Below are 18,841 nucleotides of genomic sequence, written 5' to 3' on the forward strand. Positions count from 1 at the left end.
TACTCAAGTCAGCGCCCCGGCAGTATCAGGCTGACCTGCAGGCCACCACCCGGCCGGTTATTGAGCATGATGCGACCGCCATGTGCTTCTATGATTTCGCGCGCTAATGCCAGTCCCAGTCCGGTGCCGCTGCGTTTAGTCGAGTAAAAAGGTACCAGTGCATTGGTCATCACCGCATCCGACATACCGCTGCCCCGGTCGCATACATCAATACGCCAGCCCTCGTAGATAGGCCTTAACTCCACGCTGATGTCGCCGCAAGCACTGCCAGACTCATGCGCATTCCTGAGTAAATTCAGCATCACTTGCTCCATCTGCGCCACATCCATCAATCCATAGCCGTCGGTTCCATGTTCAGGTCCGGCGAACGCAAACTGATTGCGCAAGCCAGAAAAAAAATGTGACCAGCTCACGCTTTCCAGTCTGGGTGCAGGCAGCTTGGCGAAACGCGCATAACCCAAAATAAATTGCTCCAGATGACGTGCCCGCTCTTCCATCATCGCCAGTATGGCTGGCAAACGTTCAGTCTGTCCGCGCCGCACTAACTCTTGCCCGGAATGCGCGAGTGAAGCGATAGGTGCCAGTGAATTATTCAATTCATGACTGATCACGCGTATCAGTTTTTTCCAGGTCTGCACTTCCTGCCGCCGCAACTCTGTGGTCAGATGACGTAACAGGATCAGCTCATGCGACTTGCCGTTCAGGCTGAACTGGCGGCGCGCCAGATGATAGACCTGCTCGCCGTCATCCTCATCGGTGTCAGCTTCAGCTGTGCCGGACTCAGCAATATCAGCCGCAAGGGAATTCAGCTTCAGCACAGGCACAGTAAACAAACCATCAGCGCCTTTATCCATCGCTTCACGCACCGCAGGTGCTAAGGTATTCAAGAGCGCGGGCAAAGTCAGACCTTCCAGTCTTTTGCCTTCAGATAAGAGCTGGCGCGCAGCCAGATTAGCAAACACGATATGACCCTGCTCTGCGATCAGCAACATCGCGACCGGGGTATTTTGCACCATGGTATCGAGCAGCAATTCACGCTGTACCAGATCCAGTCTTTGCTGCCGCAGCGTGTCACCCAGCGCATTATGCGCCACCACCAATTGCGATAATTCATCCTGATGCGGCCAGTACAGGCTAAAGGTGTAGTCAGCATCGCGATAACTGTGCACAGTCCCGCTGATGGCGCGGAACAGCGCCAGTACCGGCGCCAGCAGCGTATATAACAGCAGTATGGTGAGCAGCAGCATCAGGCCAGCAAACAAGGCCAGCCAGCACAGCTGTTGCCACTGCTGGGCTGGCCTGATCTGCATGATCCAGGCCGTCCCCGCTATGCCCAACAGCAGCAGACTGCCGAACGCAGCGAACAGCCGCCAGATCACGGAGACAAAGTGGCGGGTACGCTGCTGATGCCGTGTGCCCTGTTCTTTCATGTTGAGCCTGAGCCTGAACCTGAGCGCGGAACGCCAAAACGATCCATACGCCGGTACAGAGATTGCCGGCTCAGACCCAGTGCCGTAGCAGCCTGCGCAATCACACCCTCGGCCTGCACCAGCGCCAGCTCAATCGCAGCTTTATCAGGTTCATTCTCGGCCATGCTCTTTGCGACTGCTGCGCTGAGTCCAAGATCCGCCACCGTAATCTGCGCAGCACTGCTCAGCAGCTGCGCCCTTTGCATCAGATTTTTCAATTCCCGCACATTACCAGGCCAGCTATGCGCAAGCAAAGCAGCACAGGCAGCTTCACTCAAGTGTTTGTCCTTGCCCAGAAATGCGCGTGCCAGCGGCAGAATATCGTCAGGCCGGGCCGCTAAGGCAGGCAGATGCAGCTGTATCACATTCAGGCGGTAATACAGGTCTTCACGGAACTGCCCGGCCTTGATCATGGCAGGCAAATCCGCATTGGTGGCGCTGATGACACGCACGCTGACCTGACGCTCGCGATTTGCACCTAAGCGCTGAAAACGTCCGGTCTCCAATACCCGCAACAGCTTCATCTGTCCGGCTAAAGGCAGATTACCGATTTCATCGAGGAACAGGGTGCCGCCATCTGCGGCTTCAAATTTGCCTTCACGTGCCTTCATCGCTCCCGTGTAGGCACCACTCTCGCTGCCGAACAATTCTGCCTCGATCAGCTCGGCTGGTAAGGCACCGCAATTCAGTATCACAAACGGGCCATCGCACACCGCTGAGTTACGCTGCACGATCTCGGCAATCCGCTCTTTGCCTGCACCATTTGGCCCGGTAATCAGTATCGGTGCGCCGGAACGTGCGACCTGACACGCGACCTCCAGCACCTTGGCCGTCGCCCTGTCCTGCCAGATCAAACCGCATAAATCAAAGTCTGCCTCCAGCGCCTGTTTTTGCTGCAATTCGCGCTGGTTGCGGCGCTGCAGAGTCCGGTTCGCCTGGCCCAGTTCGATCAGATTACGTACGGTAGTGATCAGACGCTGATCATCCCAGGGTTTGGCGATGTAATCTGCCGCACCTGCCTTGATCAGTTCCACCGCCATGTCCAGATGAGTCCAGGCCGTAATCAGTATTACTGGCATGTCAGGACTGTGCGCACGTATGCGTTTGAACAGCAACACGCCTTCCTGACCTGAAGTAGTGTCAGCACTGAAGTTCATATCCTGTATCACCAGATCGATACTGTGCGTTGACAGGTAATCCAGCCCTTGTTCCGGTGACGTGGCAATCACGCAATCCAGATCATGCAAGGACAAGGAGACTTCGAGTGCGGTCGCGACCGACAGATTGTCATCAATAATTAATACAGTAGGCATCGTTTCTTCTCTGCAGGCAGCGGCCAGGAACGCCTATTATCCGGCCTCGGCACGCTGTCGTCTATTGAGTCATCACTTCATCACTTATACGCTGCGGGTGGCGGTAGCGGGTGCAATGCCAGCCGCACGCCAGGCAGGCGCCCATGCAGCGCATATGCCCAAGATCAGGAACACAGCAACGGACAAACCCAGATACATGAGCGGTAACTGGGCGATCTCCAGTTGCCGCACCAGGAACTGGTTCAGCGCCAGCGCCAGCACACAGCCCATGCCAGCCCCCAGCAAGCTGATCAGCGCATTCTCCGTCAGAAAATGCAGCAGAATATGCAAGCGGGTGGCACCCAGTGCGCGCCGCACACCGATCTGCCGTTTGCGCTGATTCACCACCAGACTGCACATGCCTACGATACCGCTGGCTGTCACCAGGATCAGCAAACCAGAAACAGCCAACAACATCCAGGACAGGCCTTTCGCATGCCGGTAACGTCCTTCACGCATCGCATCTGCCGTGCGCTGCCGGATATTCAATGGTGTGACGCTATCTTTACGCAAAGCCTGTTCCACTTGCTGCATCACGCGATCGCGCTGACCCGGTGCCGCCCGCAACACATAGCCGGAATACGCGTCATTACTCAGTCTGACAGGAATCAGCGCCGAAATTTCCCCCGCCACGCCTTCCATCGCACTTGAAGTCTGCATGGTCTCCACCACGCCAATAATACGTACCGAATTTGCGCCCGGTCCGCGTCCGAAAAAAAACTCTTTGCCCAGATAAGCACTCGCATCCGGAAATAAGAGCTTGCCCATGGCCTGAGTAATAATCACCGCCGGCGGTAAATCGCTGGCGGCATTCTGATCCAGCTCCACCACATCCTGTGCTGAAAAATCCCGCCCCTCGGTCAGGCGCAGACCCAATACCTGAATCAGAGAACCGGGCGACACATACATGGCAGCACTGCCCTCGGTCGCCGGACCATCGCGCTGACTGGCGACATTGGTAGTGCTGCCAGATTGCGACATGGGCATGGAATTCGTCCTTGCCACACCCAATACGCCGGGTACTGCGCGCATCACTTGTTCCTCGCGTTTTTGCATGGCTAACTGCTCCTCATGCCCGGCAGCACGCTGATTACTGATGTGCAGATAAAACACATCCTGTTCCTGCGCGATACCACTGGGACGAGCCGCCATCGTCAGGCGTTGATTCACCAGATAAATCGCATTCGATAAAATCGCCAGACTTAAGGCAATCTGCAATGCGACCAGCAATGGTCCGGTTTTATTCCTGAGCAGTGCCAGCAAGATTGGTTTAATAGGAAAATAAGAATGGATAGAATTCATCGTTAGCCTCACTGTGACTTTAATTGCAGGGCTGGAGAAATCTGGCAGGCACGCCAGGTCGGCAGCAGACCAGCCAGTAAGGCGGCAGCAACAGACATCAGCAGCGTCAGCAGCAACATACGCCAGTCCATATGGGCGACAGCGCGCAAATACCCGGCCTGTAAAGCGATCAGTTTCAGGAACAACAGGGATAACAGCATGCCGCTTAGCGCACCAACCAGACCGATTACTCCGCTTTCTATCAATACCTGAAAAAAGATATCCCGCCGCGATGCGCCCAAGGCGCGCCTGACACCAATCTCAGCGGCCCGACTGGAGAATTTTGCCAGCAACAAACCGATGGTATTCACCAGGCATAACAATAAAAAACCAGCCGCCAGCCAGGCCGATAATTTATCGTCATCGCCCACCAGCTTCACCTCCACCAGCCACTCAGGAACATTGAACAGGCTGTTGGCAGCATGACGTGGAAAACGTCCGATTTTTTGCTGTTCACTGACATAGCCATCCAGATAGGCCTGCACTTGCTTACGCTCAGCCGCATCGCTCACTTCAAACCAAAATGTCAGCCACAGACATTCTGAGCGCAACAATGCCTGCCAGCCCGGATCACGCTTGCCGGTACAGCTCATATTTCCGGCATGCGGCGTTTCGTTACGCATCGCGCTGTAGAAAGGCACGATAAACTGCTCTTCCGCATTGAAGGCGGAACCGCGGCCATTGTAACGATAGAACTTAGGCTCAGAGCGCCAGCTATCCATCACGCCACTGACCTGATAACTACGCCCCCACATAGTCACCTGACTTCCTACCGGGTTAGTCTTGCCAAACATTTTTTCAGCGATAGCACGACTCAGCACGACCACATCGCGGCCACTGCTATCATCCTGCTCCGACCAGCTGCCGCCGAATAAAAAAGGCACATCCAGCATGCCGAAAAAATCCCGGCTGGCTGCCATACCATTAATTTCCAACACACCCAGATCACGGCGCGGCATTTCTATCACGGCATCGATGCCATACAGACCAACCCGGCGCAGGCCTATAGGACTGTGTAGCAGATTGTTCACGTCCTGATAGGACAACTGCTTTTCACGCGGTTTATCGCCCGGCGTATAGTCTTCCGCCGGGCCGTTATCCAGCACAGGAATGAACAGGCGCTGACTCTTAGACGGTATAGGATCGGCAGACATCACATGCAGTATCGTCAGAGTAGACATGCTGGCCGCCACACCGACCGACAGTATCAGTATCATCAGGCCAGTCAGCCAGGGATGGCGGCGCAAACTGCGAAAGCCCAGCCACAGGTAATAAGAAAACATGCTGCCTCCTGTCTCAAATCTGCTGGTTGGCAATGCTGGCAATGGCAGCCTGCACCAGCGTCGGGGATGAGCGCACCAGATCAGAGACTTGTCCATCAATGATGTGGACATTTCTTTGAGCGCGCACCGCCAGTTCGGGATCATGGGTCACCATCAGTATGGTGGTGCCACGTGCATTAATCTCTTCCAGTAGCTCCATCACACTGCGTGCCATCTGGGTATCGAGATTACCGGTAGGTTCATCCGCCATCAGGACTTTCGGTTCACCGGCCAGTGCACGCGCAATCGCCACCCGCTGTTGCTGTCCACCCGATAATTCTGCGGGATAATGCTTCGCTCTGGAGGCCAGACCAACCTGCGCCAGCGCCTCCTCGATACGGCGCTTGCGCTCTTTGGCGGGCAGGCCGCGATACCGCAAAGGCACATCCACATTGTCGAACAGATTCAGGTCCGGAATCAGATTAAAGCCCTGAAAAATATAGCCCAGCTTTTCATTACGCAAACGGGTACGCTCGCGGTCAGTCAAGCCTTTCACATTCACGCCATCCAGAAAATAATCGCCTTCTGTGAAATCTTCCAACAAACCGGCGATATTCAGAAAGGTGGTTTTGCCGGAACCCGATGGCCCGGTCACGGTAACAAATTCGCCTTCGCGCACATGAATTTCAAATCCACGTAAAGCGTGGGTTTCGATCAGATGAGTGCGATATACCTTACTCAATGCGTTCATACGTAACATCTGTGACTCCTAAGGGTGAATGCGGACAGCCTGGGCTTGTTCAAATAACTCAGTTCCGGAAATGATCACCTGATCGCCGGGCTTCAGACCGCTGATGAATTCAACTGCAGCAATGCTGGTCGCGCCCATGCGCACCGGGGTGCGGGTGGCGATACCATCTTTAAGTACATACACATAGCGCCCACCTTCGCTCTCAACAAAAGCGCCACGCTGTACCAGTAAGACATTCTTTTTTTCTTCTATCAGCAAACGTGCAGACACACGCTGACTTTGGCGCAAACCAGCTGGCACCTCAGCATCAAAACGGACCCGTGCCAGCACCTGATTTTTGACCACTTCCGGCGACATCGCAGATAACTTGCCTTGCGCCTTGATGCCATTGATATCAAGCTCGACGCGCATCCCTATGCCTAAATCAGCGACATAGCTTTCCGGAATTTCCAGCTCAACTTCTAACTGCGACAAGTCGATCAGCGTCATCAAAGCGGCATTGGCAGTCACCACACTGCGGTTGGCTACAGCCAGCGTACCAACCACACCATCAACCGGTGCCCGCAGGCGTAATTCTGCCACCCGCCGCTCCAGATTTTCCTTGTGCAGACGTTGCTGCTGCCATTGTGCGATTCTGGATTTCAGCACCAGATCGACATCCTCACTTTCCAGCAAACTGGCCTGAGACGCATGTCTGGCGCGGATTTCCGCACTGTGCAGGTTATCCTGCACGCGCTGGAATTCATTTTTTTGTACTACCCCGGCCACACCGGCTTTTTCTATACGCTGAAAGGCACGCTCAGCCGCAACCCGCTCGATCTCAGCTTGGTCAGCATCTCTGACCGCCAGCAATTTCTGTTTGCGTGCCAGGATTTTCTGACGTGCGATTTCCGCCTCCAGCTGATCCAAAATTGCCTGCTCACGCTTGAGTTCAGATTGCAAATCCGGCGATTCCAATTCAGCCAGCACATCGCCCTTCCTGACCGCATCACCCGCCTTGACCAGTAATTGCACGGTACCGGCACTGCCCGCAAACAAGCTTGGGCTATTGGCAGCGACCAGCCGGCCATTGACTGCAGCATCGCGTACCAGCGTGCCGGTTTTCACTTCTGCCACGCTGATGCGCGCCATAGAAAATGAACGTGAACTATCGCTGCGCATACGCAGACTGAAATAAAGTACAAGCGCCAGTAAAGCTATCGCCAGCACAGCAATTTGCCAGCGGCGCTGACGCCACCAGCGTGGTGCGGCGATCACCATATCCTGTTGTGAAGTATCCCTGATACCCATTTTTTCTCTATCCCTCTCCATTAAATTTCTAGCTGGTAGTGCTTTACATACAGCGTCGTAACTAAGCACGACGGATGTAACGTACTTGCAGCATGACGCCATCCCAGTGCCAGGTGTGCGTGACCAGGCGCACCGCGCTGCTGTCCGTTTGCCTCACATACTGTGTGGTGATGATGCGCTGACTACCCTGTGACCACAGATGAACGCCGCTCAGCAGGCAGCACGCAGCCAGCACAAACGACATCAGATGTCGCAGGCAAGCTGTTATCCGCAAACTGTTTTCAACATCAACAAAAAGTGCCATCTGTTTCTCCTCTGGTGCTGGCAAACTCTATTGCAGAATGCGTGCCAGGCAAGAGGAAAACACTAAGCCCTTGTTTTTATTCAGGATTTATTTTTTCTCAGGAAGCGCAGATAGTGTCCGCACGCGAAGCGGACAGGTGAGCGGACAGCTTGCGGACAGGTAGCCGGACGATGTTCAGTTGTCCGGTGAGGGATGGGCTAAGGCCTCGATGATGGGACATTGCGCCTGCTGCGAGGCAGCAGCGCAGGCATGGATCAGTTGTGACAGCATGCTTTCCATCTGACGCAAATCCGCCAGTTTGGATCTGACCTGTGTCAGTCTGTCCTGTGCGATATCGCGTATCGCGCTTTTGTCATTACATTCTTCCAGCATCAGTAAATGCCCGATTTCGTCCAGGCTGAAACCCAGTTCCTGCGCCCGCTTGATAAAGCGTATCCGCTCTGCCAATGCAGTTGGATAAGTACGAAAGCCGCTCGCTGTCTGTGGTACCGGTAACAGAGCGCGGCGCTGGTAGTAGCGTATGGTCTCGACACCAACACCCGCCGCGCGCGCGAGCTGGCCTATGGTGAGTTGATCCTGATCAGATTTCGCCGACTTAGCTGACATTTTAAATTCTCCTTGACTCCGTTCTCAGGTACAGAGTCTATGATACAGAGAGGACTTACGCAAAATTGCGCTGGCTAGACGCGGAGACGAAGACAGTACAACTGTACGGCGAGGCGAACGCAACAACGCCAGCGTCTGTTTTGCCTAAGTCCTAACAGAAAACAAAGAATCAGGAGTTCTTATGCAACATCAGCATCAAGGCGATTGCTGCGCACACCAGCCAGCGCAGCAGAATGAAAAAAAATACACCGACCCGGTGTGCGGCATGCAGGTCGCCAAAAGCGAGAAGACCACGCGCTTTCAAGGCGTCGCGTATTACTTCTGCAGCCCGACCTGTGTCAGCCGGTTCGAGGCTGAACCCGGGCGCTACGTGAAAAAGAAGAAGGTGATACAACTGGGTCAGACCAGTCCTGCTGCCAGCGCAGTACCAGTGCCTGCCAGCAGCACATCATGCTGCGGCGGCCAGGACCAGATGCAAACCGATGCACTAGGTGCTCACACCGATCCGGTCTGCGGCATGCGCGTCAATGCCGAATCCGTGCATCAAACCACGCATGCGGGACAGTCCTATTATTTCTGCTGTGCGTCCTGCCTGCAAAAATTCAGTCAGTCACCGCAACGCTGGCTCGATCCTGCGCAGCGCCCCGCTGCTGCACCGGCAGATCCGGGCGCCGTGTATATGTGTCCTATGGACCCTGAGATCGAACAAATCGGTCCCGGCATTTGCCCTATCTGCGGCATGGCGCTGGAGCCAAAAGAAGCCAGCATGCATGAAGACACCAGCGAACTCGATGATATGACGCGCCGCTTCCGCATCAGTCTGCTGCTGGCACTGCCCCTGTTGCTGCTCACCATGCTGGATATGGTGCCAGCACTGTCCATGCACAGGCTGCTGGGTATGCAAGTCTTTAACTGGCTGCAGTTTGCGCTCGCAACACCGGTGGTGCTGTGGTTGGGGCGACCGTTTTTTGAACGCGCACTCAGCTCATTTCAAAGCCGTCATCTGAATATGTTCAGCCTGATTGGTGTCGGCACCGGCAGCGCCTATTTGTTCAGTCTGGTCGCGTTAATTTTCCCCGACAGTTTGCCGCCAGCCTTCCGTATGGATGGCATGGTGCCGCTGTACTTTGAGGCCGCGGCAGTCATCATCAGTCTGGTATTACTGGGTCAGGTGCTGGAACTGCGCGCACGCTTCCAAACCAGCAGTGCGATTAAAGCGCTGCTGTCACTGACACCGGCCACCGCCTTGCGCGTGCTGCCCGATGGCAGCGAGCAGGAAGTGGCACTGGATCAGGTGCAGGTCGGTGACGTATTGCGTGTCAAACCCGGTGCCCATATTCCGGTCGATGGCAAAGTGCAGGACGGGCAATCCTATGTCGATGAATCCATGATTACCGGCGAAGCGGCAGCGCAAGCCAAACAGGCGGGCGATACAGTTGCAGCCGGCACCCTGAATCAACAAGGCAGTTTCACCCTGCGTGCAGAACGGGTAGGCCGCGACACCCTGCTGGCTGGCATCATCGCGATGGTGAATCAGGCCAGCCGCTCACGCGCACCGGTACAAAAACTGGCAGATGCAGTCGCGGGCTGGTTTGTACCGGCTGTGATTTTCATCGCCCTTGCTGCGTTTGGCTTGTGGGCCTTTTTCGGCCCACAACCCGCACTGGCTAACGGTCTGATGGCTGCGGTATCGGTGCTGATCATCGCTTGTCCGTGCGCACTGGGACTGGCAACGCCGATTTCTGTCACCGTTGGCATAGGACGCGGCGCGTCGGAAGGCATACTGATCAAAGATGCAGAAGCCCTGCAATTGCTGGAGCGCGTCGATACCCTGATCATCGATAAAACCGGCACCCTGACCGAAGGCAAGCCACGCCTGCAAAGTTTCCAGGTTCATCCTGCGGCCGATCGCCAACAACTGCTGAGCCTGGCTTTACAACTGGAGCGCCAGAGCGAACATCCGCTGGCGCAAGCCATTGTGCACTATGCAGAATCTGAACATTCCGCAGCCAGCCTGCCAGATGTGCAACTGAGCCAGTTTGAAGCGGTCACCGGCATGGGGGTACGCGCTAAGATCGCTACACCGTCCGGTATGCAGGCCGGTGCACAGACCGTGATACTCGGCAAGCTCAGTTACCTGCAATCGCTGGGTATCGATACCACCTACTGGCAACATCAGGCCCAGCTCGCACAACAACAGGCGCACACAGTGATGGGGCTGGCCGTCGGTCAGCAATGTCTGGCATTGATCAGCGTGGCGGACAGCATCAAGTCCGGCAGCCTGCAAGCGGTCGCTGACTTGCAGGCGCAAGGCCTGCGTCTGATCCTGATGACCGGCGACAATGCCGCCACCGCCAATGCGGTAGCCACCCAGTTAGGCATACGGGAAGTCCATGCCGATGTGCGGCCAGAAGATAAATTCCGTATGGTGCAGCAATTACAGGCAGCAGGCAGTGTCGTGGCGATGGCGGGCGATGGTATCAACGATGCCCCGGCATTAGCGCAGGCGAACGTCGGTATTGCTATGGGCAACGGCACCGACATTGCGATGCAGAGCGCCCATGTGGTGCTGGTCAAAGGTGATTTACGCGGCATCGCGAAAGCACGCAAGTTGTCCAAACTCAGCATGCGTAATATCCGGCAAAACCTGTTTTTTGCGTTTGCCTATAACCTGACAGGTGTGCCGGTTGCGGCCGGTGTTCTGTTCCCATGGTTAGGCATCTTGCTGAGTCCCATGATCGCGAGCGCAGCGATGAGTCTGAGTTCGGTATCTGTCATCACCAATGCGCTGCGCTTGCGACACGCGCGTCTGTAAGTCATGCCAAGTGCCGCTGCGGACAGAGAGTATCGGTCTCTGTCCAGCGGCCTCAGGTAAAATAGCTATTTTTTGGCCGCCAGCCTTAGCCGCTGCCACCTGCATCTGCACCTGTACCCCTTATCTCAATTATGCGACTGTATTATTTACTTCCTCTTCTTTCCGGCCTGTTACTGAGCACCAGTCTGCGTGCTAACGACCAGGTATCGCAAGTAGCGCAAATCAAAAAAACCCAAAAACTGAAAAGCCCGCTCACGCTGTATATCGCTGGTGATATTGCCGACTGCCGTAAGCAGCCAGCGGGCGACACCATGGCGGCGCGCACGTCGGATCTGATCCTGGCTGCGCTGGAAAAAGACAGCAATGCCTATGCCATGACCCTGGGTGACAATACCTACCCGATTGGTAAGCCAGAAGAATTCGCGAATTGCTACGATCCGACCTGGGGCCGCTTTAAGGAGCGCACCCTGCCCTCACCCGGCAACCATGACTACGGTCAGCCTAAGGCGCTGGGTTATTACAATTATTTCGGTGACATCGCAGGGCCGGAACGGCGCGGCTATTACAGCAAACGCATAGGGCAATGGCATATCCTGTCGATTAACAGCAATCTGAGCGGCAGTCAGATGCAAAAACAAATCGAGTGGCTGCGCGAAGAATTAAGCAGCAATCAAAAGCAATGCACACTCGCGTTCTGGCACCATCCGGCTTACAGCTCAGGCGGACACGGCAATAACAGTTTCATGCACCCGGTCTGGAAAATGCTGGCCGATGCCAAAGCAGATATCGTGCTGACCTCACATGACCACGATTACGAACGCTTCGCACCGATGAATGGCAATGGCGATAAAGATGAGCAAGGCGGCATACGCAGCTTCGTGGTGGGCACTGGCGGTGCCAAACTCACGCCTATGTTTTTCCCTAAGGGCACGACAGAAATCCGTGACAACAATACCCATGGCGTGCTGAAACTGGTTTTGCATGAGAAATCCTATGAATGGGACTTCATTTCTGTCGGTGACGGTAACTTCAGCGACAAGGGCAAAGGCAGCTGTCACTAAGTTGAGGCTGAGTTGACTCAACCATGACTTTGCGCCGGGTATACGCTAAGCGTGATACCCGGTATCCATAAATCTGATGCAAACGAAGGCCGCTTCAGGACTATACTGAACTACGGCTCAACGGTTTTGTTCGTCTTCTCGACAAAACTGCCTTTTCCCGCGTCCGCCAGACGCATTACGGAGTCGTTATGCACATCGAAGAAACCCTGAGACTGGACTTTAAAGACGTTTTGATACGTCCTAAGCGCTCAACCCTGACATCCCGTTCCCAAGTCGAATTAGCGCGTGAATTTGTATTCCGCCATTCACGTAAAACTTACCACGGCATTCCTATCATCGCAGCCAATATGGATTCCACCGGCACCATAGAAATGGCGCGCGCACTGGAAGGCCATCAGTTATCGGTCGCCCTGCATAAGCATTACGACGTTGATACCCTGGTCGCGTATTTCAGCTCGCTGGAAAAAAAATCGACCGCGTTTTACTCCATGGGCATCACCCAGAGTGATTTTGAAAAATTCACCACCGTGATGACGCGTGCCCATAATGCGATCGAATACGTCTGTATCGATGTCGCCAATGGCTACACTGAAACCTTCATCCATTTCGTCAAAAAAGTCCGTGATACCTACCCACATCTGACCATCATGGCCGGTAATGTGGTGACCGGTGACATCACAGAAGAGCTGATCCTGGCAGGCGCGGACATCGTGAAAGTCGGCATTGGTCCCGGTTCGGTCTGCACCACACGCAAAATGACCGGTGTTGGCTATCCGCAGTTATCGGCGATTATCGAATGCGCGGATGCAGCCCACGGTCTGGGTGGACAAATTTGCGCCGATGGTGGCTGCGTCGTGCCGGGTGATCTGGCCAAGGCCTTTGGTGGCGGCGCCGACTTCATCATGCTGGGCGGTATGCTGGCTGGTCACGATGAATGTGCGGGTGATCTGGTCGAGCGCGATGGTCAGCAATTCAAACGCTTCTACGGCATGAGCAGCCGCGCTGCGATGGATAAATATGCGGGTGGTGTTGCCAAATACCGCGCTTCTGAAGGTAAAGAAGTGCTGATTCCTTACCGTGGCCCAGTCGATGCCAGCCTGCAAGACATCCTGGGTGGCGTACGCTCAGCCTGCACCTATGTCGGCGCGCACAAGCTCAAGGAGCTGACCAAACGCACCACCTTCATACGCGTGACTCAGCAGTTGAACGAAGTGTTTGGTAAGTCCTGATCTGATCCTGACAGCACTAAAGTAGCGCTCTAACAAGCCGTGCTGCACCAGAATGCAGCACGGCTTTTTCGTGAGTCGGGTCGGAGGCAACACTGCCTCTGCTTCCGCATGACTCCTGCCCCTAAGCGGATACTCTCTGCCTCTTTGCTGCCCGTCCAGCCTTCCCTGCCTATGCGGCAAATTTACCACAATCAACATTTCTGATTGGCATGATCCCTGCTAGGTAAAACAGGTAATTCAAGCTGGTAACAATGAAAATTGTTATTCATCAATCATTGCGATAAGAAAATTTCCGTGGCAGCATAGTTTCAAAATAAACAGAATACATCCTCAGGACTGACGCAAAATTGTCCCGGCAAGGCCTCGCGACGCAGGCAGTACGCAGTGTACAAGGTGTGCAACTTGGAGCCAAAACGCAGCTGGAGCGATTTTGCGAAAGTCCTGATTCTGAATCATGCTGTGCTCAGCGAGCCCGCATTTCATGGCAAAAGCCGACGGAGATCGCGCCAGTGCCAGATTCTGCAATGTAAAAACCGATTTGTATGTGGAGAGATATGAAGAAGGTAGTTAAAAAAGCATGGCCAGCCATGTCTGCGCCAGCACTTGTTTTTGTTTGTGGCGGTATGTTGTTATCCGCCTGTTCCAAAGATCCTGAACCTGTTGCACCTGCAGCCGATGCAGCAAGTGCAGCCAGCACCAGCAACAGCCAACCTACCGGACTGGTGAAAGACCCGGTCAAACACGCGCATACTGCCGACGTGACCAAGTGGATGGATCAGGCTTCCAAGAAAACGCCGGCACAAATCGCACAAGAAGAAAAACTGGCGCGCGAAGCAAAAGAAAAACAGGCAGCAGAAGCGAAGAAGGCACTGGAAAGCAAAGCTGCAGCGCCTAAAACTGCGACCAGCGCTATCAAAGAAACTGTGACCCCGATTCCGGCACCGGCGCAAGCCACGCCTGCAGCCGTACAGACCGCCGCCGCAGTACCGGCCACCAAAGCCCCGGAAGTCGCACCAGCCACGGTGGCACCCGCTCCGGTCGCCAAAGCACCTGAGCCAGAACAAAACACCAGTTTGAAATTGCTGAACAGGGTGCAGCCTAAATACCCGACGGCGGCGGCCCGTGCGGGTATCGCAGAAGGCAGCGTGAGCGCCAAACTGCACGTAGAAGCAGATGGCCGGGTATCCCAGGTTGAAATTCTGAAGGCCAGACCAGCAAAAATGTTTGATAAGGAAGTGATTGCTGCCGCCAGCCAATGGAAGTATGCACCGATCTCCAAGGCGCAGACCACGGTTGCTGAATTCAGCTTTAAACTGGATCAATAACCGTGGCGGTCACATACCGGGCGGCAGTCTATGCGACCCGGTATGTATATCAGGCAGGCTGTATCAAACCGAGCTCAGGGCTGCTCATGAGCTTATCGATATCCAGCAAAATCAACATACGCTGATCTACTTCGCCCAGACCGGTGATGAAGTCAGTGGAAAATACCGAACCCAATTCTGGCGGCGGCTTGATGGAGGAATGAGGCAGTGTGACGACATCGGATACGCTGTCTACCATCATCCCAATCACGTGACCCCGGATATTGAGGATGATATTGACGGTCGCCTCGTCCATCCTGGCTTCGCCAGTGCCAAAGCGTAAGCGCATGTCGACCACAGGTACGATTACACCACGCAGATTCAGCACGCCACGCAGGTAATCCGGTGCATTGGCAATCCGCGTCAGCGCTTCCAGATTACGGATTTCCTGAGTCTGCAGGATGTGTATTCCATATTCCTCTGCCCCCAGACGGAAGGCCAGATACTCCTGTTCGCCAGCGGCTGCCTGAACTACCTCATCCTGCGATACGACTTCACTCATTTCATACTCCCTTTCATATTTAACCGGTCGTCGTGACTGCTTTTTGTCCTATACCTGCCAGCTTGCGCAGCACATGGGCTGCAGCCATGAGCCCAAATGAAGCTGTCACCACCACTGAAGATCCGAAACCTGCGCAATTGAGGCCGGTAATCCCGGCATTCTCTGCCCCACCGGCATCCACCTCACACACCTCGGCAGATTCTGGCATGGTCAGCACTTCCATAGAAAACACAGCATCAATCCCGAATTTATTCTTGGTGCCACGCGGGAAGCCGTGATTCTGCCGCAAACGCTTACGTACCAGCGCCAGCAAGGGCTCTTGCTCAGTACGCGATAAATCGCGGATTTCTATTTTCGACGGATCAGTTTGTCCACCCGCTGCGCCTATCGTGATTAAAGGAAGCTGGTGCTGACGGCAGTACGCAATCAGTGCCGTTTTCGCTTTCACATCGTCGATCGCATCAATCACGTAATCAAACGGCGCAGATAGCATTTGTTCCAGATTATCAGCTGTAATGAAATCTTCAAGCTCTGTGACCTGACAAGTTGGATTAATCAGCCGTATTCTTTCAGACAACGCGGTAACTTTTGCTTTGCCCAGTGTATCGGTGGTGGCCTGAATCTGACGATTGATATTCGATTCCGCCACATTATCCAGATCTATCATGGTGAAGCGTCCGATGGCGCTGCGAGCGAGCGCCTCCACCACCCAGGAACCAACGCCACCGACGCCGATCACGCAGATATGTGCAGATTGAAAACGTGCCAGTCCGGCACTGCCATACAAGCGGGCGACGCCGCCAAAACGACGGTCAAAGTCGATTTCTGAATCTTGTTGCATAATTGAAGTAATGGTGAATTCAGACTACATTTTACAAGAGCGCGCTTGATATGACGCAAGCACGTACCAGGTACCTACTGCATAATGCGAACTTGCTTCTCCCAAAGGAGTCACTATGAGCACTTTATTTGATGCTGCACCCGGTTTCGATACGCCTATCGCCGTGTTAAAACATTGCCATGACCGTATCCGCAAACAACTGGCAACGCTGGATAAATTAGTCAATTACCTGCCAGACCGGGGCGTGGATGAGAGTGTGCAGCAAGCTGCCAAAGCAGTGCTGAAATACTTCATCAAAGCGGCACCGATGCATCATCAGGATGAAGAAGTCGATCTGTTACCGGCCTTACGGGCGACAGTTAGTGGCGCCGATGCGGAATTACTGAGCGAGCTGAGCAAAACGATTTTGCAACACCATGCGCAAATGGATCAGCAATGGAAGGTATTGCAGGTTCAGCTGGAAGCGCTGGAAGACGGCAGCGGCTACGATTTATCGCCCTCAGACGTAGACGACTTTACCACCCTGTATCAGGCGCATATGCAAATCGAAGAAACGCAGATCGCACCGATGGCATTAAGAGTGCTGAGCGAGGCGCAAATGAAGCAGTTGGGCGCATCGATGCAAGCCCGGCGCGGCATCACCTGAGCTGGCCAGCGCAAAGACCAGCACTGCTGATTTTTTAATTAACAAGGAAATCTATGTCTATTGCTGACATTCGTAAAGATTATCAACAAGCGAGTTTATCTGAGGCCGATGTGCAAGCCGATCCGTTTGCGCAGTTCGGCCTCTGGTTTCAACAGGCATTGAAAGCCGATGTGGCAGAAGCGAATGCCATGAGCCTGGCTACTGTCAATGCTCAGGGTCGCCCATCTTCCCGCATCGTACTGATCAAGGAATTTGATGAACGTGGTTTTTGCTGGTTCACCAATTACGACAGCGCCAAGGGCGGCGATCTGGACCTGAATCCCCATGCGGCCTTGCTGTTTTTCTGGACCGCGCTGGAACGCCAGGTCCGCATCGAAGGCAAGGTAGAGAAAATCACTGCTGAAGAAAACGACCGTTATTTTTATAGCCGCCCGCTGGGCAGTCAGCAAAGCGCGAATGCTTCGCATCAGAGTCAGCCAGTGGCTGGCCGCGAAGTCCTGGAGCAGCAACTGCAAGCTGTGATTGCACAATTTGGTGATCAGCCGCCGCGCCCGGAACACTGGGGTGGCTATCGCCTGATTCCTGAGCGCCTGGAGTTCTGGCAAGGTCGCGCCTCACGCCTGCATGACCGCATCGTCTACACCCGCAATGCGGATCACAGCTGGAGCATCTCGCGCCTGCAACCATGATCGCCTGACACCGGGATAGATGTGCTATCCAGCGGCCTGCCTCTTACCAGGCAGGCCGTTTTTTTATGTTCCCATTTTCACCCTGATCTGTGTCGCGATCTCTTACACTTACTGAATGGCGATATTGACAAGTGCATGGTATTCTGCCCACCTGTTTCCCCGATTCCGACTTTTTGGTGGCATGCCATGCGCAAGAAAAAAATTCTTTTACTGAGCGTCTCTGCGGGCGCCGGACATCAACGTGCAGCTGAAGCCATACGCAGTGCTGCGCTGCTCAAGGATAGCCAGTTCGAGGTACTGCATCTGGATGCGATGGAGTTTGTGACAGCTGGCTTTCGTAAAATTTACACCGATTTTTATATCAAGCTGGTCAATAAGGCACCTGCATTATGGGGCTATCTGTATCATGCCAGTAATGAGGCACAAAGCGACAGTACGACGGAAAAACTGCGTCGTGCACTGGAGCGCCTGAATGCACGCAGCCTGCTGAAAGCGATAGAAGAGTTTCAGGCCGACGCCATTATCTGCACCCATTTTTTACCTGCTGAGATGTTGTCGCGCGAAATACGCAAACAGCGTCTGCATTGCCCGGTCTGGGTGCAAGTGACTGATTTCGACCTCCACCGGATGTGGGTGCATGAACACATGGCTGGCTATTTTGCAGCCAGTGAAGAAGTCGCGGACCGTATGCTGGAAAATGGAATTCCAGCCGAAAAAATTCATGTCACCGGCATACCCATCATGCCTGCGTTTCAGCAAAAACTGGAGCGTGCAGTCTGCGCCCCGGAATTCGGTCTGCGCCCGGATGTCACCACGATCTTGCTGATGGGCGGTGGCGCCGGGCTGGGCGGTCTGGATCAGGTGGCGGCCCGCTTACTGAGTCAGCAGCCCGACTTTCAACTGATTGCACTGGCCGGTAAAAATGCGACTGCGCTGCAAGCCTTGCAAACACTGGCGCAGCGCTACCCTGGCCGCCTGTTCCCGCAAGGTTTTACCAATCAGGTGGAGCGCCTGATGGCATGCTCCGATCTGGTGATTACTAAGCCTGGTGGGCTGACCACCTCTGAATGTCTGGCGCTGGGCTTACCTATGATCGTGAACTCGCCGATACCTGGTCAGGAGGAACGCAATGCTGATTATCTGCTGGAGCAAGGCGTGGCACTGAAAGCCTATGATGACATCAGCCTTGCCTATCGCGTGAAACACCTGCTCAACGATACGGCGAAACTCAGCGCTATGCGTTCGCGCGCCAAGGCACTGGGCAAACCGGATGCTGCTGCACGCGTACTCGCAACGGTAACGGCGGAACTATAAAGGAG

General features: G+C 54.5%; 17 protein-coding genes. 7 read left to right on the forward strand and 10 right to left on the reverse strand.

Features of this window, described 5'->3' with window-relative positions:
- Nucleotides 1-8: 8 nt before the first annotated feature.
- From EYB48_RS16325 to EYB48_RS16360, 8 genes are all read right to left on the reverse strand, one after another.
- Nucleotides 9-1,430 carry a sensor histidine kinase gene (locus EYB48_RS16325; RefSeq protein WP_162021435.1) on the reverse strand — a complete coding sequence of 474 codons (1,422 nt, stop codon included), beginning with the start codon at nt 1,428-1,430 and terminating at the stop codon, nt 9-11.
- Nucleotides 1,427-2,782, reverse strand: a complete 1,356-nt coding sequence (locus tag EYB48_RS16330; protein ID WP_162021436.1) for a sigma-54-dependent transcriptional regulator — start codon at nt 2,780-2,782, stop codon at nt 1,427-1,429. The genes EYB48_RS16325 and EYB48_RS16330 overlap by 4 nt, the downstream gene beginning before the upstream one ends.
- 84 nt (nt 2,783-2,866) lie before the next feature.
- The gene (locus EYB48_RS16335; protein WP_162021437.1) at nt 2,867-4,123 is read right to left on the reverse strand and encodes an FtsX-like permease family protein; all 1,257 of its coding nucleotides are present in this window, start codon (nt 4,121-4,123) and stop codon (nt 2,867-2,869) included.
- Between the two features lie 8 nt (nt 4,124-4,131).
- Nucleotides 4,132-5,445 (reverse strand): ABC transporter permease, encoded by a 1,314-nt coding sequence (locus tag EYB48_RS16340; protein WP_162021438.1) that lies wholly within the window; start codon nt 5,443-5,445, stop codon nt 4,132-4,134.
- Nucleotides 5,446-5,458: 13 nt separating this feature from the next.
- Complete coding sequence (locus tag EYB48_RS16345; RefSeq protein WP_162021439.1) at nt 5,459-6,184, reverse strand: ABC transporter ATP-binding protein; 726 nt, start codon at nt 6,182-6,184, stop codon at nt 5,459-5,461.
- A 9-nt stretch (nt 6,185-6,193) separates the two neighbouring features.
- The gene (locus EYB48_RS16350; RefSeq protein ID WP_162021440.1) at nt 6,194-7,465 is read right to left on the reverse strand and encodes an efflux RND transporter periplasmic adaptor subunit; all 1,272 of its coding nucleotides are present in this window, start codon (nt 7,463-7,465) and stop codon (nt 6,194-6,196) included.
- A gap of 61 nt (nt 7,466-7,526) precedes the next feature.
- Complete coding sequence (locus EYB48_RS16355; protein ID WP_162021441.1) at nt 7,527-7,769, reverse strand: hypothetical protein; 243 nt, start codon at nt 7,767-7,769, stop codon at nt 7,527-7,529.
- A 174-nt stretch (nt 7,770-7,943) separates the two neighbouring features.
- Nucleotides 7,944-8,375 carry a MerR family transcriptional regulator gene (locus EYB48_RS16360; protein WP_162021442.1) on the reverse strand — a complete coding sequence of 144 codons (432 nt, stop codon included), beginning with the start codon at nt 8,373-8,375 and terminating at the stop codon, nt 7,944-7,946.
- A gap of 181 nt (nt 8,376-8,556) precedes the next feature.
- Here EYB48_RS16360 and EYB48_RS16365 point away from each other — a divergent pair, with 181 nt between their 5' ends.
- The 4 genes from EYB48_RS16365 (at nt 8,557) to EYB48_RS16380 (ending at nt 14,805) form a co-directional block, all read left to right on the forward strand.
- On the forward strand, nt 8,557-11,190 hold the full coding sequence (locus EYB48_RS16365) for a heavy metal translocating P-type ATPase (protein WP_162021443.1): 2,634 nt from the start codon (nt 8,557-8,559) through the stop codon (nt 11,188-11,190).
- Between the two features lie 131 nt (nt 11,191-11,321).
- A complete protein-coding gene (locus tag EYB48_RS16370; protein WP_162021444.1) occupies nt 11,322-12,251 on the forward strand; it encodes a metallophosphoesterase family protein in 930 nt (309 codons plus the stop codon).
- A gap of 188 nt (nt 12,252-12,439) precedes the next feature.
- Nucleotides 12,440-13,480: a GMP reductase gene (locus tag EYB48_RS16375; RefSeq protein ID WP_162021445.1), complete on the forward strand. Its 1,041-nt coding sequence runs from the start codon at nt 12,440-12,442 to the stop codon at nt 13,478-13,480.
- 554 nt (nt 13,481-14,034) lie between these two features.
- Nucleotides 14,035-14,805 (forward strand): TonB family protein, encoded by a 771-nt coding sequence (locus tag EYB48_RS16380; RefSeq protein ID WP_162021446.1) that lies wholly within the window; start codon nt 14,035-14,037, stop codon nt 14,803-14,805.
- Nucleotides 14,806-14,854: 49 nt separating this feature from the next.
- On the opposite strand, the gene EYB48_RS16385 is transcribed toward EYB48_RS16380, so the two are convergent.
- Both EYB48_RS16385 and tcdA read right to left on the reverse strand, forming a co-directional pair.
- Nucleotides 14,855-15,346: a chemotaxis protein CheW gene (locus tag EYB48_RS16385; protein WP_162021447.1), complete on the reverse strand. Its 492-nt coding sequence runs from the start codon at nt 15,344-15,346 to the stop codon at nt 14,855-14,857.
- Between the two features lie 19 nt (nt 15,347-15,365).
- Nucleotides 15,366-16,187, reverse strand: a complete 822-nt coding sequence (tcdA, locus tag EYB48_RS16390) for a tRNA cyclic N6-threonylcarbamoyladenosine(37) synthase TcdA (protein ID WP_162021448.1) — start codon at nt 16,185-16,187, stop codon at nt 15,366-15,368.
- Nucleotides 16,188-16,302: 115 nt separating this feature from the next.
- Here tcdA and EYB48_RS16395 point away from each other — a divergent pair, with 115 nt between their 5' ends.
- The 3 genes from EYB48_RS16395 to EYB48_RS16405 all read left to right on the forward strand — a co-directional run bounded on the left by EYB48_RS16395 (nt 16,303) and on the right by EYB48_RS16405 (nt 18,836).
- Nucleotides 16,303-16,833: a hemerythrin domain-containing protein gene (locus EYB48_RS16395; protein ID WP_162021449.1), complete on the forward strand. Its 531-nt coding sequence runs from the start codon at nt 16,303-16,305 to the stop codon at nt 16,831-16,833.
- A 53-nt stretch (nt 16,834-16,886) separates the two neighbouring features.
- A complete protein-coding gene (gene pdxH / locus EYB48_RS16400) occupies nt 16,887-17,522 on the forward strand; it encodes a pyridoxamine 5'-phosphate oxidase (protein WP_162021450.1) in 636 nt (211 codons plus the stop codon).
- Nucleotides 17,523-17,708: 186 nt separating this feature from the next.
- The gene (locus EYB48_RS16405) at nt 17,709-18,836 is read left to right on the forward strand and encodes an MGDG synthase family glycosyltransferase (protein WP_162021451.1); all 1,128 of its coding nucleotides are present in this window, start codon (nt 17,709-17,711) and stop codon (nt 18,834-18,836) included.
- The last annotated feature ends 5 nt before the right edge of the window (nt 18,837-18,841 follow it).

Origin of the sequence: Cognatundibacterium crateris (assembly GCF_010078235.1) — a bacterium.
Lineage (GTDB): Bacteria > Pseudomonadota > Gammaproteobacteria > Burkholderiales > Burkholderiaceae_D > Undibacterium > Undibacterium crateris.

Coding starts and splice junctions, on each gene's coding strand:
- EYB48_RS16360 (WP_162021442.1), bottom strand. CDS start 8,375: ATGTCAGCTAAGTCGGCGAAATCTGATCAGGATCAACTCACCATAGGC.
- EYB48_RS16350 (WP_162021440.1), bottom strand. CDS start 7,465: ATGGGTATCAGGGATACTTCACAACAGGATATGGTGATCGCCGCACCA.
- EYB48_RS16345 (WP_162021439.1), bottom strand. CDS start 6,184: ATGTTACGTATGAACGCATTGAGTAAGGTATATCGCACTCATCTGATC.
- EYB48_RS16325 (WP_162021435.1), bottom strand. CDS start 1,430: ATGAAAGAACAGGGCACACGGCATCAGCAGCGTACCCGCCACTTTGTC.
- EYB48_RS16385 (WP_162021447.1), bottom strand. CDS start 15,346: ATGAGTGAAGTCGTATCGCAGGATGAGGTAGTTCAGGCAGCCGCTGGC.
- EYB48_RS16330 (WP_162021436.1), bottom strand. CDS start 2,782: ATGCCTACTGTATTAATTATTGATGACAATCTGTCGGTCGCGACCGCA.
- EYB48_RS16380 (WP_162021446.1), top strand. CDS start 14,035: ATGAAGAAGGTAGTTAAAAAAGCATGGCCAGCCATGTCTGCGCCAGCA.
- EYB48_RS16370 (WP_162021444.1), top strand. CDS start 11,322: ATGCGACTGTATTATTTACTTCCTCTTCTTTCCGGCCTGTTACTGAGC.
- EYB48_RS16405 (WP_162021451.1), top strand. CDS start 17,709: ATGCGCAAGAAAAAAATTCTTTTACTGAGCGTCTCTGCGGGCGCCGGA.
- EYB48_RS16395 (WP_162021449.1), top strand. CDS start 16,303: ATGAGCACTTTATTTGATGCTGCACCCGGTTTCGATACGCCTATCGCC.
- EYB48_RS16355 (WP_162021441.1), bottom strand. CDS start 7,769: ATGGCACTTTTTGTTGATGTTGAAAACAGTTTGCGGATAACAGCTTGC.
- tcdA (WP_162021448.1), bottom strand. CDS start 16,187: ATGCAACAAGATTCAGAAATCGACTTTGACCGTCGTTTTGGCGGCGTC.
- EYB48_RS16335 (WP_162021437.1), bottom strand. CDS start 4,123: ATGAATTCTATCCATTCTTATTTTCCTATTAAACCAATCTTGCTGGCA.
- EYB48_RS16340 (WP_162021438.1), bottom strand. CDS start 5,445: ATGTTTTCTTATTACCTGTGGCTGGGCTTTCGCAGTTTGCGCCGCCAT.
- pdxH (WP_162021450.1), top strand. CDS start 16,887: ATGTCTATTGCTGACATTCGTAAAGATTATCAACAAGCGAGTTTATCT.
- EYB48_RS16375 (WP_162021445.1), top strand. CDS start 12,440: ATGCACATCGAAGAAACCCTGAGACTGGACTTTAAAGACGTTTTGATA.
- EYB48_RS16365 (WP_162021443.1), top strand. CDS start 8,557: ATGCAACATCAGCATCAAGGCGATTGCTGCGCACACCAGCCAGCGCAG.